This is a genomic window from Acidovorax sp. GW460-11-11-14-LB4, assembly GCF_059423685.1.
In genome coordinates, this window is record NZ_JBWKYJ010000025.1 from 19,277 (window position 1) to 33,718 (window position 14,442).

14 protein-coding genes are annotated in these 14,442 nt (G+C 64.8%); 10 read left to right on the forward strand and 4 right to left on the reverse strand.

The window, feature by feature from the left end; genetic code table 11:
• Positions 1-79: 79 nt before the first annotated feature.
• The 4 genes from AC07X4_RS11425 to fdxA form a co-directional block, all read right to left on the reverse strand.
• The gene (locus tag AC07X4_RS11425) at positions 80-1,267 is read right to left on the reverse strand and encodes an amidohydrolase family protein (protein ID WP_494740126.1); all 1,188 of its coding nucleotides are present in this window, start codon (positions 1,265-1,267) and stop codon (positions 80-82) included.
• Between the two features lie 68 nt (positions 1,268-1,335).
• On the reverse strand, positions 1,336-2,052 hold the full coding sequence (locus tag AC07X4_RS11430; protein ID WP_056742275.1) for a TetR/AcrR family transcriptional regulator: 717 nt from the start codon (positions 2,050-2,052) through the stop codon (positions 1,336-1,338).
• A gap of 51 nt (positions 2,053-2,103) precedes the next feature.
• Complete coding sequence (locus AC07X4_RS11435) at positions 2,104-2,880, reverse strand: ferredoxin--NADP reductase (protein ID WP_056742273.1); 777 nt, start codon at positions 2,878-2,880, stop codon at positions 2,104-2,106.
• 66 nt (positions 2,881-2,946) lie between these two features.
• The gene (fdxA, locus tag AC07X4_RS11440) at positions 2,947-3,276 is read right to left on the reverse strand and encodes a ferredoxin FdxA (protein ID WP_056057161.1); all 330 of its coding nucleotides are present in this window, start codon (positions 3,274-3,276) and stop codon (positions 2,947-2,949) included.
• Positions 3,277-3,451: 175 nt separating this feature from the next.
• Here fdxA and AC07X4_RS11445 point away from each other — a divergent pair, with 175 nt between their 5' ends.
• From AC07X4_RS11445 to AC07X4_RS11490, 10 genes are all read left to right on the forward strand, one after another.
• A complete protein-coding gene (locus AC07X4_RS11445; protein ID WP_494740127.1) occupies positions 3,452-5,071 on the forward strand; it encodes a 6-hydroxynicotinate reductase in 1,620 nt (539 codons plus the stop codon).
• Between the two features lie 152 nt (positions 5,072-5,223).
• Positions 5,224-6,144, forward strand: coding sequence for a UPF0280 family protein (locus AC07X4_RS11450; RefSeq protein WP_494740128.1), 921 nt, complete (start codon positions 5,224-5,226; stop codon positions 6,142-6,144).
• A 21-nt stretch (positions 6,145-6,165) separates the two neighbouring features.
• Complete coding sequence (locus tag AC07X4_RS11455) at positions 6,166-6,807, forward strand: amino acid synthesis family protein (protein WP_110960508.1); 642 nt, start codon at positions 6,166-6,168, stop codon at positions 6,805-6,807.
• Between the two features lie 55 nt (positions 6,808-6,862).
• Complete coding sequence (locus AC07X4_RS11460) at positions 6,863-7,447, forward strand: amino acid synthesis family protein (protein WP_494740129.1); 585 nt, start codon at positions 6,863-6,865, stop codon at positions 7,445-7,447.
• A gap of 78 nt (positions 7,448-7,525) precedes the next feature.
• Positions 7,526-8,737: an ABC transporter substrate-binding protein gene (locus AC07X4_RS11465; RefSeq protein WP_056057171.1), complete on the forward strand. Its 1,212-nt coding sequence runs from the start codon at positions 7,526-7,528 to the stop codon at positions 8,735-8,737.
• A gap of 176 nt (positions 8,738-8,913) precedes the next feature.
• Positions 8,914-10,821, forward strand: coding sequence for an ABC transporter permease (locus tag AC07X4_RS11470; protein ID WP_494740130.1), 1,908 nt, complete (start codon positions 8,914-8,916; stop codon positions 10,819-10,821).
• The gene (locus AC07X4_RS11475) at positions 10,818-11,600 is read left to right on the forward strand and encodes an ABC transporter ATP-binding protein (protein ID WP_056057175.1); all 783 of its coding nucleotides are present in this window, start codon (positions 10,818-10,820) and stop codon (positions 11,598-11,600) included. The genes AC07X4_RS11470 and AC07X4_RS11475 overlap by 4 nt, the downstream gene beginning before the upstream one ends.
• 2 nt (positions 11,601-11,602) lie before the next feature.
• Complete coding sequence (locus AC07X4_RS11480) at positions 11,603-12,346, forward strand: ABC transporter ATP-binding protein (RefSeq protein WP_192419803.1); 744 nt, start codon at positions 11,603-11,605, stop codon at positions 12,344-12,346.
• 75 nt (positions 12,347-12,421) lie between these two features.
• Positions 12,422-13,147 carry a bifunctional nicotinamidase/pyrazinamidase gene (gene pncA, locus AC07X4_RS11485; protein WP_056057733.1) on the forward strand — a complete coding sequence of 242 codons (726 nt, stop codon included), beginning with the start codon at positions 12,422-12,424 and terminating at the stop codon, positions 13,145-13,147.
• Between the two features lie 120 nt (positions 13,148-13,267).
• Entirely contained in the window at positions 13,268-14,440 is a 1,173-nt protein-coding gene (locus AC07X4_RS11490; RefSeq protein ID WP_494740131.1) for an ABC transporter substrate-binding protein, read from the forward strand.
• The last annotated feature ends 2 nt before the right edge of the window (positions 14,441-14,442 follow it).

Below are 14,442 nucleotides of genomic sequence, written 5' to 3' on the forward strand. Positions count from 1 at the left end.
TCGCTTCCCTCCAAACAAGAGCCCGCCAATGCGGGCTTTTGTTTTTGTCGCTGTTGGTTGCTGGTGGCTGGTTGGCGGGTTACAGCACCACTGGGATCTCGGTCGCAGGCGGCGTGTTGCGGCTGCGTCCACAGCGCACCAGGCCGTCGATCATCACCATGCCAATGCCCGGGATGTCGCCCAGCTGCACGCTCTCCAGCAGCGTGGCACCCGCAGTGTGCTGCGCACGGTCCATGAACACAAAGTCCGCCGCGCGGCCCACCTCGATCAGGCCGCAGTTCAGGTTGCGGATGCGCGCCGTATTGCCCGTGGCAAAGCAGAACACCAGCTCGGCGGGGATGTCGGCAAAGCTCGAGATCAGCGCAATCATGCGCAGCATGCCCAGCGGCTGCACGCCCGAACCGGCCGGACCGTCGGTGCCAAGGATCACGCGGTGTGGGCACTTGAGCTCGATGGCCGCCCGCGCGGCCCGGATGGCGATCTTCTCGTTGCCGTTGTGCACCAGTTCGATGGCGCGCGACGACTTCTCGCACAACTCGCACACATGCTTCCAGGGCAGCGAGGTGTGGCCGCCATTGATGTGGCCGATCACGTCGGCATCGGCCTCCAGCACCACGTCCTTGTCGATCAGGCCCGAGCCTGGGATGGACGGTCCGCCCGTGTGGATGGTGCTCTGGATGCCGTGCTTGCGCGCCCAGGCCACCATCTGCTGGGCCTCGTAGCCCGCCTTGACGGAGCCCAGGCCTACTTCGCCCAGCAGCGTCACGCCCGCGTCGGCCAGGTCCTTGAAGTCCTGCTCGGTCATGCCTTTCTCGATCACCGGGGCGCCTGCAATCACCTTCACGCCGCCGGGGCGGAAGTTGTCGAACGAGCGCTGCGCGGTGATGGCCAGCGCCTTCAGTCCCACGATGTCCTTGGGCCGGCCGGGCAGGTGCACTTCACCGGCCGAGACCATGGTGGTCACGCCGCCGTTCATGGTCGAGTCGATCCAGCCGATCTGGTTCTGGCGCGGCGTCCAGTCGCCAAACACGGGGTGCACATGGCTGTCGATCAGGCCCGGCGCCACACAGGTCTGGCGTGCGTCGATCACGGTGTTGGCGTGGTCGGTATCGCAGTCCTTGTAGCGGCCCACGGCCACGATGAGGCCGTCATTCACCACGATGGTGTCGGCGTCGAGGATGGGCCTGTCCAGGTCGCCCGACAACAAAAGACCGATGTTCTGGATGACGACCTTGCCCGATTTGCCGCCTGCTGCTGCTTCTGCCATGGATTCTCCTTGTGGGGTGGTGGGCGGGGCACCACGCGGCACCCCGCAGGGAAAAATCTCTTGTTGATTCAGGCCGCTGCCCTGCCCTTGGGCAGGCTGGGGCCGGGTGCCACTGTGCGCAGCACGCTGTCGATGACAAACGATTCCCAGTGCGCCAGCGCGTCGGGCGTCTCCAGGTCTTCGCCCAGAAAGGCCGACAGCGTGTGCCGGTTGGACATGTAGAAGTAGCCCGTGGCGGCGATCAGCAGGTACACGTCGCGCGCCGACACGTCCTTGCGGAACAGCCCTTGCGCCTGGCCGCTCTCCAGCACGCGGCGGATCACCTCGATGGCGGGTGACGAGTATTCGCGGGCGCGCATCGACTTGGAGATGTGCTTGCCCTTGTGCAGGTTCTCGGTGTTGAGCAGCGTGATGAACTCGGGGTTCTTGCGGTAGTAGCCCACCACAAAGCGGATCACCGCCTGCAGCGCCTCGACCGGCTTGGCGGTGTCCAGGTCCAGTTTGGATTCCGCGTCGTTCATGCGCCGGTAGGTTTCCTCCAGCACTTCGATGAACAGGCCTTCCTTGCTGCCGAAGTAGTAATAGATCATCCGGTCGAAGGACTTGGCCGCCTTGGAGATCTTCTCCACGCTGCCGCCTTCGTAGCCGTAGCGGGCGAACACCTTGGTCGCCGCCTTCAGGATGTTGTCGCGCGTGGTCTGTGCGGCCTGCTCGCGCACGCCCGTCTTGCGGGCAGAGGCTGCGCGGGGGGACGCGGTCCGGGTCTTGGTGGGAGTGGCAGACATGGCGGGTCCTGGTGGATGAGGCGGGCCCCCGGTAAGGGGGCCGCCGGGGGATCACTGCTCTGCGAACGCGCGCTCGATCACGAAGTCGCCGGGCTTCGTGGTGTTGCCTTCCTTGAAGCCACGCTCTTCCATCATGTGCTTGAGGTCGCGCAGCATTTCGGGGCTGCCGCAGATCATCACGCGATCTTCGGTGGGGTTGAGTGCGGGCAGGCCCAGGTCGCGGGCCATCTGGCCGTTTTCGATCACGGTGGTCACACGGCCTTGGTGCTTGAAAGGCTCGCGCGTCACGGTGGGGTAGTACTTGAGCTGCTTGGTGACCATCTCGCCCAGGAACTCGTGTTGTGGCAGCTCCTGTGTGATGTAGTCGTGGTAGGCCAGCTCCTTCACCTCGCGCACGCCGTGCACCAGGATGACTTCCTCGAACTTCTCATAAGTCTCGGGGTCGCGGATCAAGCTCAGGAACGGGGCCACGCCCGTGCCGGTGGAGAGCATGTACAGGCGCTTGGCGGGCAGCAGGTAGTCGATCAGCAGGGTGCCCGTGGGCTTCTTGCCGACCACGATGGTGTCGCCCACCTTGATGTGCTGCAGGCGCGAGGTCAGCGGGCCGTCGGGCACCTTGATGGAGAGGAACTCCAGGTGCTCTTCGTAGTTGGGGCTCACGATGCTGTAGGCGCGCAGCAGGGGTTTGCCGTTTTCGCCGCGCAGGCCAATCATCGTGAAATGGCCGTTGGAGAAGCGCAGCGCGGTGTCGCGCGTGGTGGTGAAGGAGAAAAGGCGGTCCGTCCAGTGGTGGACCGTCAGGACGCGTTCGTCAAGAAAGGCGCTCATGGTGCGTTAGATGGAAAAGTTGGAAGCAAATAAGGAATTTGGCTGAAGAGCAGGGCCCCGTGCGCTCTACAGCGCAATGTTCAGGCCTGAAAGCTTGTGGCTCACAACCCTCCATTGTTCCGCATCTGGCAAAGCCGCTTTTCTTTTGGTGATTGTGGGGAGCGTGGGCGCCAGCTTTTTGTTGAACTGCAGAAAGATTTCCATGCCTTCGGGCAGGTCGTCTTCGGCATAGATGGCGTTGGCCGGGCACTCCGGAATGCACACCGCGCAGTCGATGCATTCGTCCGGGTCAATGACCAGGTATTCCGGCCCTTCCTTGAAGCAATCGACCGGGCACACATCGACGCAGTCGGTGTACTTGCACCGAATGCAGGCGTCTGTCACAACGTGCGTCATTTTGGGGCTCCTCATGCACCATTTTTGGGGGCGCAAAAACACCATTGCAGAGTCTGATTGATTCCGCTACATTGACATCGAATGTAGTGTTCACAACATTTAAGTTAAGTGAATGCTACACAAAATGCAATGCGCGTACAAGCACTTGCCACAATGCAATGAATGGGCCGCCACGATGACTGAACACACCAAGACCGACGGGCTACCTGGCATGGATGCGCCGGATCTGCCGCAGGTGCTCGAGCGCGCCCGGCCGCGCAACGAGCGCATGAACGCTGCCAAGGTCGAGTGCAATGCGTGCCCGGTGCTGTGCCAGATTTCCGAAGGCCGCGCAGGCGCTTGCGACCGCTACGCCAACCAGGCGGGCGTGCTGGTGCGGCTGGACCCGGTGGTTTTGCTGCGCAAGACGCTGGACGCGGGCGAGGCCACGCTGGTGCCATTCGCGGGCCGCGCCGAGGCTGCTGAAGGTGCAGGGACGGAGGTGGCTCCAGCACCCACATGGAACGGCGATCTGCTGCTGTCTGAAGAGGTGTTCGTGACGGGCGTGGGCTCGTCCACCACCTACCCCGACTACAAGCCGGCGCCCTTCATCGTGGGTTCCCTAACCGATGGCGTGGACATGGTCACCGTGGTCACCGAGGGCATCTTCAGCTACTGCAGCTTCAAGGTGAAGATCGACACCGACCGCTTCCTCGGCTCCGAGCAGGCCAATGTGCGCTGCAAGGGCGAGGTGGTGGGCCATGTGACCACGGCAGAGTACGGCTCGCAGATGCTGTCGCTGGGCGGTGTGCACCACCTCACGGGTGGCACCAAGAAGGAAGGCCGCATCACCGCCGAGATGATGCAGGCGCTGGGCAACAAGCAGGCGGTGGAGTTCACCATCGACGGCGGCTCGCAGCTCGTGATCCAGGCGGGGCGTGCGCCCATCGTCAACGGTGTGGCCGAGCAGCGCATGCGCGTGGGCTGCGGCTCTGCGGCCATTGGCATCTTTGCGCGCCAGTTCTTCGGCCATGCGGACGAGGTGGTGGTGGTGGACGACCACATCACCGGCGTGCTCACCGAGCACCAGGCGGGCCGTTGCCTCGACATGAAGCCTTCCGGCATCCAGATGCGCGGGCGCAAGTCCACACCGGGCCGTTACTTTCAGGTGGCCAACCCGGGCATCGGCTGGGGCGGCACCGACATTGCCGACCCGCTGTCCATCATCGAGGGCTGGGACGAATCGGTGGCCTGGCCGGGGCTGCGCTTGTTGATGACCTCCACCACCGGGGAGCATGCCTCCTGGTACGTGCTGGACGAGCAACTCCATCCGATCGAAGCCGAAATGCCGGCCGAGGTGCGCCGCATCGTGGACCGCATCGGCGAGAACTGCGAGCCTTCGCTGGCGTCTGTGCTGTTCCTTGGCGGAGCCGGCGGCAGCCTGCGCGCAGGGGTTACCGAGAACCCGGTGCTGCTCACGCGCTCCATCAAGAACGCGCTGGTCAACGTGACCTGTGGCGGTGCCCCTGCCTATGTATGGCCGGGCGGCGGTATCACCGTGATGGCCGACGTGCTGCGCATGCCGGACAACAGCTTTGGCACCGTGCCCACCCCCGCCATCGTGGCGCCCATCGAGTTCAGCATGCGCCGTGCGGACTACGAAGCGCTGGGCGGGCACACCGAACAGATCCGCAGCCTGCGCGAAGTGCTGGAGCGCGGTGCGTGGCACAACGACGGTGCACCGCAGGCGCGCGTATGGCAGAGCTTGCCCGCCACCAATCCGTGGCCGCTGGGTCGCCCACCTCTGCTGGGTTGATATGAAACACCCCCTGAGTCGCTTCGCGCCTTCCCCCTCCAGGGGGACGACACCCTTGCTGCGGGGCGGCCCTTGCTCGGCGTCTATGGCGGGGGCCGCGCCGGTGTTTACGGCTGCGGGCGGTGCGCCCTGCATTGAGTACTGAAACGCACATGCAAGCCGCTCGCAAGCTCCTGTCCGATGGCCGTTGGCATTTCCAGCATGGTCCGATGGACCTCATCCTCCAGGCCGAAGGGGCGCGCGACGCCGTGGCCCAGGCGCACGAACGCGCCTGGCAACGTTTTGAAGGGCTGCTGCAGGAGCTGGTGAATGAACTTCCCGGCCTGCGGGCGCCGGTGGGTGCGCACTGCACGTTGCAGGGCGTGGTGGGGCGTCGCATGTGGGCCGCCTGCAGTCCCTACCGCGCAGGCTTCATCACGTCGATGGCGGCGGTGGCGGGTGCAGTGGCGCAGGAGATTCTGGCCTGCTACGAGCAGCCGGGCATAGACCGCGCCTGGGTCAACAACGGCGGCGACATTGCGCTGCACCTGGCGCCCGGCCAATCGGCCACGGTGGGGGTGTACGCTGACATCGCCGCACTGAATGCGGCACAGTTGCGCAACGGTTTGGTGCTGGATGGGCAGATCTGCATCGACAGCGCCATGCCGGTGCGCGGTGTGGCCACCAGCGGCTGGCGGGGGCGCAGCCAGTCGCTGGGCATTGCCGACAGCGTGACGGTGCTGGCGCGTTCGGCGGCGCAGGCCGATGCGGCGGCCACCATCGTGGCCAACGCGGTGGATTTGGTCGATGCGCGGATTGTGCGCAGGCCCGCGTGGCAGGTGCGGGACGACAGTGACCTGGGGGCCATTCCAGTCACCGTGGATGTCCCTGCCTTGCCCAGGGAGCTGGTGGCCCGGGCATTGCACCAGGGGCTGCAAAAAGCGCAAGAATTGCAGTCCAGCGGCCTGCTGTGGTTTGCGCTGCTGGCGTGCCAGGGGCAGTTGGTGGCGACCTCGGCGCCACAGGCGCTGGCGGATGCGGTATGGCCCCGGGATCCGGCGGTGGAATCGGAAGTTGGTTCAGTATTTGCTTAACGAAATGCACAGGTCTCCAGAATGATCCAGATACGACGCGTTTTCACCCATCTTGAGGAAATCCGGCACGAATTCGGGCCGGTGGCCGACGTGCCGCTGCTGCGTGGCGCCATTGGCGCGGTGCTGACCAACCCGTTTGCGGGACGGTACGAGCCCGACATCCTCCCCATGATGGACGCGCTGCAGGACGTGGGGCTGGACATGGCCCAGCGCCTCCTGAAGGCCATGGGCGTGCCCGCCGAGCGCATCGAGACCTACGGCAAAGGCGCCATCGTGGGCGCGGCGGGTGAGCTGGAACACGGTGCGCTGTGGCATGTGCCCGGCGGCTACGCCATGCGCGAACTGTTGGGCTGGAAGGGCGACCGCAACGCCTATGCCAAGGGCCAGGCCGAAGAGAAGACCGGGCAGCCCGCGAATGCGCTGTCCATCGTGCCCTCAACCAAGAAAGTGGGCGGCCCCGGTGCAGCGCTGGATGTGCCGCTCACCCACATCAACGCCAGCTACGTACGCAGCCATTTCGACGCGATCGAAGTGCGTGTTCCGGGCGCGCCATCCGCTGATGAGATCGTGTTCATACTTGCCATGACCACGGGCCCGCGCATCCACGCCCGCGTCGGAGGGCTCAAGGCGGCAGACATCAGCCAGTGGAACGGCCTGCGCTGAGCCGCCCGCCGACCCGCACACCATCGAACAAGACAAGATCCCAAGGAGCCAAAAAATGCCAGCCAAGATTCGAAAGATCATCGTCCAGACCGACGAGGTCCGCGTGGAAATGGGGCGTGATATTCAGCCCCCGGTGCGCAAGGCGCTGGCCATGGCCGTGATCGAGAACCCCTTTGCCGGACGTTATGTGGAAAACCTCGACGAACTCATCGCCATCGGTGAGGAGCTGGGAGGCCTTCTGGGCGCCCGCTGCGTGCAGGCCCTCGGCATTGCCCCGGGCGATGCGCACAGCTACGGCAAGGCCGCCATCGTGGGCGAGGCGGGCGAGCTGGAGCACGCCGCCGCCATCCTCCACCCCAAGCTGGGCGCACCACTGCGTGTGGCTGTCGAGAAGGGTGCCGCGTTGGTCCCATCCAGCAAGAAGATGGGCGGCCTCGGCACGGCCATCGACGTGCCCCTGGGCCACAAGGATGCGGCTTACGTGCGCAGCCATTTCGACGCCATGGAAGCCCGTGTAGCCGATGCCCCGCGAGCCAATGAAATCGTGGTGGCCGTTGTCGTGACCGACAGCGGGCGGCCGTTGCCACGTGTCGGCGGCCTCACGGCCTCTGAAATAAAAGGCGTTGACGGCCTGCGCTGAGCCCGGCGCGCGTACAACACACCTGTCCTGTCTCACCCCCGTTCGATCTCTCTCCAACCATCCTTCAGGAGTCTCCCCATGACGATGCGACGAAACCTCATGCGTGCCACGGCTGCGGCTGCATTGGCCCTTACCCTGGCCCCTGTTTTTGCCCAGGGCGTGATCAAGATTGGCGAGGTCAACAGCTACAAGGCGCAGCCCGCTTTCCTGGAGCCCTACAAGAAGGGCATGGAGCTGGCGGTCGATGAGATCAACGCTGCGGGCGGCGTCAATGGCAAGAAGATCGAACTGATCACGCGCGACGACAACGCCAACCCCGGCGACGCCGTTCGTGTGGCCGAAGAGCTGGTGTCGCGCGAGAAGGTCGATGTGCTGGCTGGCACCTTCCTGTCGAACACCGGCCTCGCAGTGGCCGACTTCGCCAAGCAGAAGAAGTTCTTCTTTCTCGCTGGTGAGCCGCTGACCGACAAGATGACCTGGCAAGGCGGCAACCAGTACACCTTCCGCCTGCGCCCCGGCACCTACATGCAGGCCGCCATGCTGGTGCCTGAGGCCGCCAAGATGAAGAAAAAGCGCTGGGCCGTGGTCTACCCCAACTACGAATACGGGCAGTCTGCGGTGGCGGCATTCAAGCAACTGCTCAAGGCCGCCCAGCCCGACGTGGAGTTTGTGGCCGAACAAGCCACACCGCTGGGCCGCGTGGATGCCGGCAGCGTGGTGCAAGCGCTGTCGGATGCCAAGCCCGACGCCATCTTCAACGTACTGTTTGGCGCAGACTTGTCGAAGTTCGTGCGCGAAGGCAACACGCGCGGCCTCTTCAAGGGCATCGAGGTGGTCAGCGTGCTGACGGGCGAACCCGAATACCTGGATCCTCTGAAAGACGAGGCCCCCAACGGCTGGCTGGTGACCGGCTATCCCTGGTACGGCATCAACACCCCCGCACACAAGGCGTTCGAGCAGGCGTACCAGGCCAAGTTCAAGGACTACCCGCGCCTGGGTTCGGTGGTGGGCTACAGCATGATCAAGTCGGCTGCGGCCGGTATTGCCAAAGCCAAGAGCACCGACACCGACAAGCTGGTCGCTGCCTTCAAGGGACTGCAGGTGGACACCCCATTCGGCAAGATCACCTACCGGCCTGAAGACCATCAGGCCACCATGGGCGCATTTGTCGGTCGCACCAAGAACGAAGGCGGCAAGGGCGTGATGGTGGATTACGTCTACCTGGATGGTGCCGATGCCAAGTACCAGCCGTCCGCTGCCGACGTGAAGAAGTCACGAAGCGCTGATTGATTCCCTCTGAGGTCTGAGGCGCCTGCCGCGCCTCGGTCCCGGCAGACGCTACCAGCAGCCCGGCACAGGCAAATTCTGCGGGTGCTGGCTGGTGTCGGCTGGGGCACGGCCGGCTTCTTTCATGGCCTTCGCGCTGGCAAAAATAGTGTGAACAGGCCCTACAGGGTTTATTGAACATGAGTTTTTCGGGTTTCATCGTTCAGCTCATCAACGGGCTGGCGAGCGCGTCGTCGCTGTTCCTCGTGGCGGCGGGTCTGTCGCTGATCTTTGGCGTGACCCGCATCGTGAACTTTGCCCATGGCTCGTTCTTCATGGTGGGCATCTACGTCGCGTACTCGCTGGTCGAGCGCCTGAGCGGTGCGCTGGGCTTCTGGGTGGCCTTGCCGCTGGCCGCGCTGATCGTCGGCGTGCTCGGGGCGCTGATCGAAGTGGTGCTGCTGCGCCGCATCTACAAGGCGCCCGAGCTGTTTCAGTTGCTTGCCACGTTTGCCCTGGTGCTGGTCATCAAGGACGCGGTGCTGTGGCTCTGGGGGCCCGACGAACTGCTGGGCCCGCGCGCACCGGGCCTTTCAGGTTCCGTCAGCTTGCTGGGGCGGCAGTTCCCCAGCTACGACCTGTTCCTCATCGTGGTCGGTCCGCTGGTGCTGGGCGCAGTCTGGCTGCTGCTCACGCGTACCCGGTTTGGCACGCTGGTGCGCGCCGCTACACAAGACCGCGAGATGGTGAGCGCCCTGGGCGTCAACCAGGCCTGGTTGTTCACGGCCGTGTTTGCGCTGGGCGCGATGCTGGCCGGGCTGGGTGGCGCGCTGCAACTGCCGCGCGAGCCCGCGACGCTGGAGATGGACCTGCACACCATCGGTGCCGCCTTCGTGGTGGTGGTGGTGGGTGGCATGGGCTCCATTCCGGGCGCGTACGCCGCCGCCCTGCTGATCTCCGAGATCAAGGCCATCTGCATCTGGCTGGGTGTGGTCGACGTGTTCGGCCTGAGTGTTTCTTTTTCCAAGCTGACCCTGGTGGTGGATTTTCTGGTGATGGCGGTGGTGCTGGTCTGGCGCCCGTGGGGCCTGTTCGGCCGGCCGCAGGCACCCAGCCGCTATGTGGGCATGCAGGAGGAGCCGCTGCGTCGGCCTGGCAAGGCCTACCTGGTGGCGGCCGCCGTGCTGGGCCTGCTGCTGGCAGCGGCGCCGGTGCTCACCGCGCAGTCGCCGTACACCACTGTGCTGCTGATTGATCTGTTGATCGCAGCGCTGTTTGCGGCCAGCCTTCACTTCATCATGGGGCCTGCGGGCATGCACTCCTTCGGCCATGCCGCCTACTTCGGGCTGGGTGCCTATGGCGCGGCTCTGCTGGTGCGCTCGCTTGGGCTGCCGATGGAGGTCGCACTGGTGGTGGCGCCGCTGGTGGCCGCCGCCGGGGCGTTTGTCTACGGCTGGTTTGCGGTGCGGCTGTCGGGTGTGTACCTGGCCATGCTGACGCTGGCCTTTGCCCAGATCACCTGGGCCATCACCTACCAGTGGGACAGTTTCACGGGGGGCAGCAACGGCCTGACCGGTGTCTGGCCTGCGGCCTGGCTGGCAGACAAGCGCATGTATTACTGGCTCACGCTGGCACTGGTGGGGTCAGGGGTGTGGTGGCTGCGCCGCGTGCTGTTCTCGCCGTTTGGCTATGCGCTGCGCGCGGGGCGCGACTCTGTGCTGCGCGCCGACGCCATCGGCATCGACGTCAAGCGCATGCAGTGGGCGGCGTTTGTGGTGGCGGGCACGGCTGCAGGGCTGGCAGGGGCGCTGTATGCGTTCTCCAAGGGCAGCATTTCGCCGGAGTCGCTGGCCGTGGGCAAATCGGTGGACGGGCTGGTGATGGTGCTGCTCGGCGGCATCCAGACGCTGGCGGGCCCTGTGGTGGGTGCGGTCACCTTCACCTGGCTGCACGACACCGTGGCGCGCAACACCGACTACTGGCGCGCCATGCTGGGCGCCATCATCCTCATCCTGGTGCTGCTGTTTCCGCAGGGCATCGCTGGCACCATCAAACAGATTTTTGACAACATGCGCGACGCCAAGAACACCAAGGAGGGCGCAGCATGAGCCTCCTCAAAGTCACCGGTCTGGGCAAATCGTTTGGCGGCGTCAAGGCGGTGGATGGCATCCACTTCGAACTGGCGGCTGGCGAGCTGCTGGCGCTGATTGGCCCCAACGGCGCGGGCAAGTCCACCACCTTCAACATGGTCAACGGCCAGCTGCCTGCCGATGCAGGCTCCATCCAACTCAACGGCCAGGAGCTGGTGGGCCGCAAGCCCCGCGACATCTGGCGCATGGGGGTGGGCCGCACCTTTCAGATCGCCGAAACCTTTGCATCGCTGACGGTGGTGGAGAACGTGCAGATGGCACTGATCTCCAACGACGGCCTGCTGTTCTCCCTATGGCGCAGGGCTGCCGATCACAAACGCGAGGAAGCCTTGGCGTTGCTCGACCAGGTGGGCATGAAGTCGCAGGCCGATCGGCCCTGCAGCGTGCTGGCCTATGGCGATGTGAAGCGCGTGGAGCTGGCGATTGCCATGGCCAACAGCCCCAAGCTGCTGCTCATGGACGAGCCCACCGCCGGCATGGCGCCCAAGGAGCGCAACGAACTTATGGCGCTGACCAAACAGCTGGTGATCGACCGCAATATGGCCGTGCTCTTCACCGAGCACAGCATGGACGTGGTGTTTGCCTATGCGGACCGCATGATCGTGCTGGCGCGCGGGCGGCTGATTGCCGAGGGCAAGCCGCTGGAGTTGCGCGACCACCCCAAGGTGCAGGAGGTCTACTTCGGCACCGGCAAGACGTTTGAGAAGAAAGCCGCAGCCAATGCGGAGGCGGCATGACCATGACGACCCACAACCCCAAAGAACTGCTGCTCCAGGCCAAGGGCCTGCAGGCCTGGTACGGTGCCGCGCAAATCCTGTACGACGTGGACCTGGACGTGCGCCGGGGCGAAGTGGTTGCGCTGATGGGCCGCAACGGCGCAGGCAAATCCACCACGCTCAAGACGCTGATGGGCATGCTGGCCAAGCGCAAGGGCAGTATCCAGTTCATGGGCAAGGACCTGTCCAGAACCGACCCGCACGACGCTGCCCGCCTGGGCCTGGGCTTTGTGCCCGAAGACCGCCGCGTGTTCACCGACCTCACGGTGATGGAGAACCTGGAAGTGGGCCGCCAACCCTCCCGCACCTGGCCCGACGGCACAGCCGCCCCGGTGTGGACGCCCGAGCGCCTGTTCAAGCTCTTCCCCAACCTGGGCGAGATGCCCCAGCGCCCCGGTGGGCGCATGAGCGGCGGCGAACAGCAAATGCTCACCGTGGCCCGCACGCTCATGGGCAACCCCTACCTGGTGCTGCTGGACGAGCCCTCTGAAGGTGTGGCGCCCGTCATCGTGGAGCAGATGGCGCACATGATCCTGGAGCTGAAAGAGCAGGGCGTGAGCATCCTGTTGTCCGAGCAGAACATGCACTTTGCCGAGCTGGTCTCCGACCGCGCCTATGTGCTCGAAAAGGGCCAGATCCGTTACCAGGCCAGCATGGAAGAGCTGGCCGCCAACGAAGAGGTGCGGCGCGCCTACCTCAGCGTGTGAAGCAGAAGTTCCCCGGCCCCGGCCCTACCGGGCCATGGCCGATGTGTCAGTGCGTTCCCAACCGGAGTGTTCACCATGCAAACTGCGCAACGTCGTCGCTTTCTTCTTCAATCGGCCGCGCTTACCGTGGCCGGGGCCAGCTTCCCCGCCAGCTGGGCGGCAGGCAAGATCAAACCCGGTGAGCGAGCGGCGCTCATCGTGGTCGATGTGCAGAACTGTTTTGTCCCCGGCGGCACGCTGCCCGTGGCCAAGGGGGATGAGGTGGTGCCCGTCATCAACCGCATTGCCACAGCGTTTGAAAACGTGGTGGTCACGCAGGACTGGCACACCCAGGGCCACGCCTCTTTTGCCAGTGCTCACGCGGGCAAGAAGCCGTTTGAAACCACCAAGCTGAGTTACGGCCAGCAGGTGCTGTGGCCCGACCATTGCGTGCAGGGCACCGACGATGCCGCCCTGCACAAGGACCTCCAGGTGCCCAAGGCCCAGGTGATCCTGCGCAAGGGCTTTCACCAGCATGTGGACAGCTACTCGGCCTTTGAAGAGGCCGACCGCAAGACCTCCACCGGCCTGGCGGGCTACCTCAAGCAGCGTGGCATCAAGACCGTGTTTGTCACCGGCCTGGCCACCGACTTCTGCGTGGCCTGGACGGCGCTCGACGCCAAACGCCTGGGCTTCGAAACCTATGTGGTCGAAGATGCGACCCGCGCCATCGACCTCAACGGATCGCTCGACGCGGCCTGGAAAAACATGAAGGCCAAGGGTGTCAAACGCATCCAGTCCAGCGACATCGATGTCGCCTGACGGCGCACCGCCCCGGTGCTTCGGCGCCGGGGTTTGACGGATTCACAACACCCCGCAGAAATGGTTGCGCAGCCGCTCCGCTTGCAGGGAAACTTGCGCCTTTGATGTAAGGAGCGTTTCATGAAATGTCGTGGGATGGAGGAGGGGGGCATCGACCGCCGTGCGGTGCTGACAACCCTGGCCGCCGCTGCTCTGGGAGCCGCAGGCCCGGCAGCTGCCGAGACCGGGGTGACAGACACCCGCATCAAAGTAGGCCAGTCGGCCGTGTTCACCGGCCCGGCCAAGGATTTCGGGGTGGACTACAAGGCCGGCATTGCGCTGGCGTTCGACAAGGTGAACAAGACCGGCGGCGTGCAGGGGCGCACGCTGGAGCTGGTGTCGCACGACGATGCTTACGAGCCCAAGAAGACGGCCGAAAACACGGCCAAACTCATTGACGAAGACAAGGTGTTTGCCCTGATCGGCTACGTGGCCACCGGAAACCTCATCGCCGCCATGCCCCTGGCCGAAAAGGCGGGCGTGCCCATGTTCGCGCCGCTGGTGGGCACCACCTCGTTTCGCACCACGCACAACCGCTACCTGTTCCACGTGCGCGCCAGCTACGAGACCGAGCTGCGCAAGATCGTGGGCCACCTCGCCACGCTGGGCATCAACAACATCGCCGTCATTTACCAGAACAGCGCGTTTGGCAAATCCAACCTCGACACCTGCCTGCAGATCGCCCAGGGCCTGAAGGTCAAGGTGGTCGATTCCGTGCCCATGGAGATCGCCGCCACCGACGCCAAGCCCCAGGTGGCGCAGCTCACCAAGGCCCAGCCGGGCGCGGTGGTGATGATCATGGCGGGCAAGATGGTGGAGGTGTTCCTGCGTGACTACCGGGCGGCGGGCGCGGCGTCGCCGCTGTACACCATCTCGGTGGGTATCACTGACGCACCGGGGTCTGCCCAGCGCCTGAACGGCGGCATCGAAGGGCTGGTCACGGCCAGCATCGTGCCCTCGCCGCAGGCCAGCCGCCTGGCCATCGTGGCCGACTACCGCAGGGACCGCGCGGATGCAGGCGAAAAAATCGACAGCTACACCATGCTGGAGGGCTATATCGCCGCGCGCGTGTTTGTGGAGGGCCTCAAGCGTGCAGGCAAAGCCCTCACGCGTGAAGGCTTCATCAAGGCCATGGAAGACATGGGCACCACCAAGATCGGCGACTTTCCGCTGCAGTACGGCCCGAACAACCACAATGGCTCCAACTTTGTGGACCTGGAGATGTACACGCGCAGCGGGTCGCTGCGACGCTGAGA

What these genes read in the sequence shown, in the direction of transcription:
- AC07X4_RS11425 (WP_494740126.1), bottom strand. Translation starts at nt 1,267, where the DNA reads ATGGCAGAAGCAGCAGCAGGCGGCAAATCGGGCAAGGTCGTCATCCAG.
- AC07X4_RS11430 (WP_056742275.1), bottom strand. Translation starts at nt 2,052, where the DNA reads ATGTCTGCCACTCCCACCAAGACCCGGACCGCGTCCCCCCGCGCAGCC.
- AC07X4_RS11435 (WP_056742273.1), bottom strand. Translation starts at nt 2,880, where the DNA reads ATGAGCGCCTTTCTTGACGAACGCGTCCTGACGGTCCACCACTGGACG.
- fdxA (WP_056057161.1), bottom strand. Translation starts at nt 3,276, where the DNA reads ATGACGCACGTTGTGACAGACGCCTGCATTCGGTGCAAGTACACCGAC.
- AC07X4_RS11445 (WP_494740127.1), top strand. Translation starts at nt 3,452, where the DNA reads ATGACTGAACACACCAAGACCGACGGGCTACCTGGCATGGATGCGCCG.
- AC07X4_RS11450 (WP_494740128.1), top strand. Translation starts at nt 5,224, where the DNA reads ATGCAAGCCGCTCGCAAGCTCCTGTCCGATGGCCGTTGGCATTTCCAG.
- AC07X4_RS11455 (WP_110960508.1), top strand. Translation starts at nt 6,166, where the DNA reads ATGATCCAGATACGACGCGTTTTCACCCATCTTGAGGAAATCCGGCAC.
- AC07X4_RS11460 (WP_494740129.1), top strand. Translation starts at nt 6,863, where the DNA reads ATGCCAGCCAAGATTCGAAAGATCATCGTCCAGACCGACGAGGTCCGC.
- AC07X4_RS11465 (WP_056057171.1), top strand. Translation starts at nt 7,526, where the DNA reads ATGACGATGCGACGAAACCTCATGCGTGCCACGGCTGCGGCTGCATTG.
- AC07X4_RS11470 (WP_494740130.1), top strand. Translation starts at nt 8,914, where the DNA reads ATGAGTTTTTCGGGTTTCATCGTTCAGCTCATCAACGGGCTGGCGAGC.
- AC07X4_RS11475 (WP_056057175.1), top strand. Translation starts at nt 10,818, where the DNA reads ATGAGCCTCCTCAAAGTCACCGGTCTGGGCAAATCGTTTGGCGGCGTC.
- AC07X4_RS11480 (WP_192419803.1), top strand. Translation starts at nt 11,603, where the DNA reads ATGACGACCCACAACCCCAAAGAACTGCTGCTCCAGGCCAAGGGCCTG.
- pncA (WP_056057733.1), top strand. Translation starts at nt 12,422, where the DNA reads ATGCAAACTGCGCAACGTCGTCGCTTTCTTCTTCAATCGGCCGCGCTT.
- AC07X4_RS11490 (WP_494740131.1), top strand. Translation starts at nt 13,268, where the DNA reads ATGAAATGTCGTGGGATGGAGGAGGGGGGCATCGACCGCCGTGCGGTG.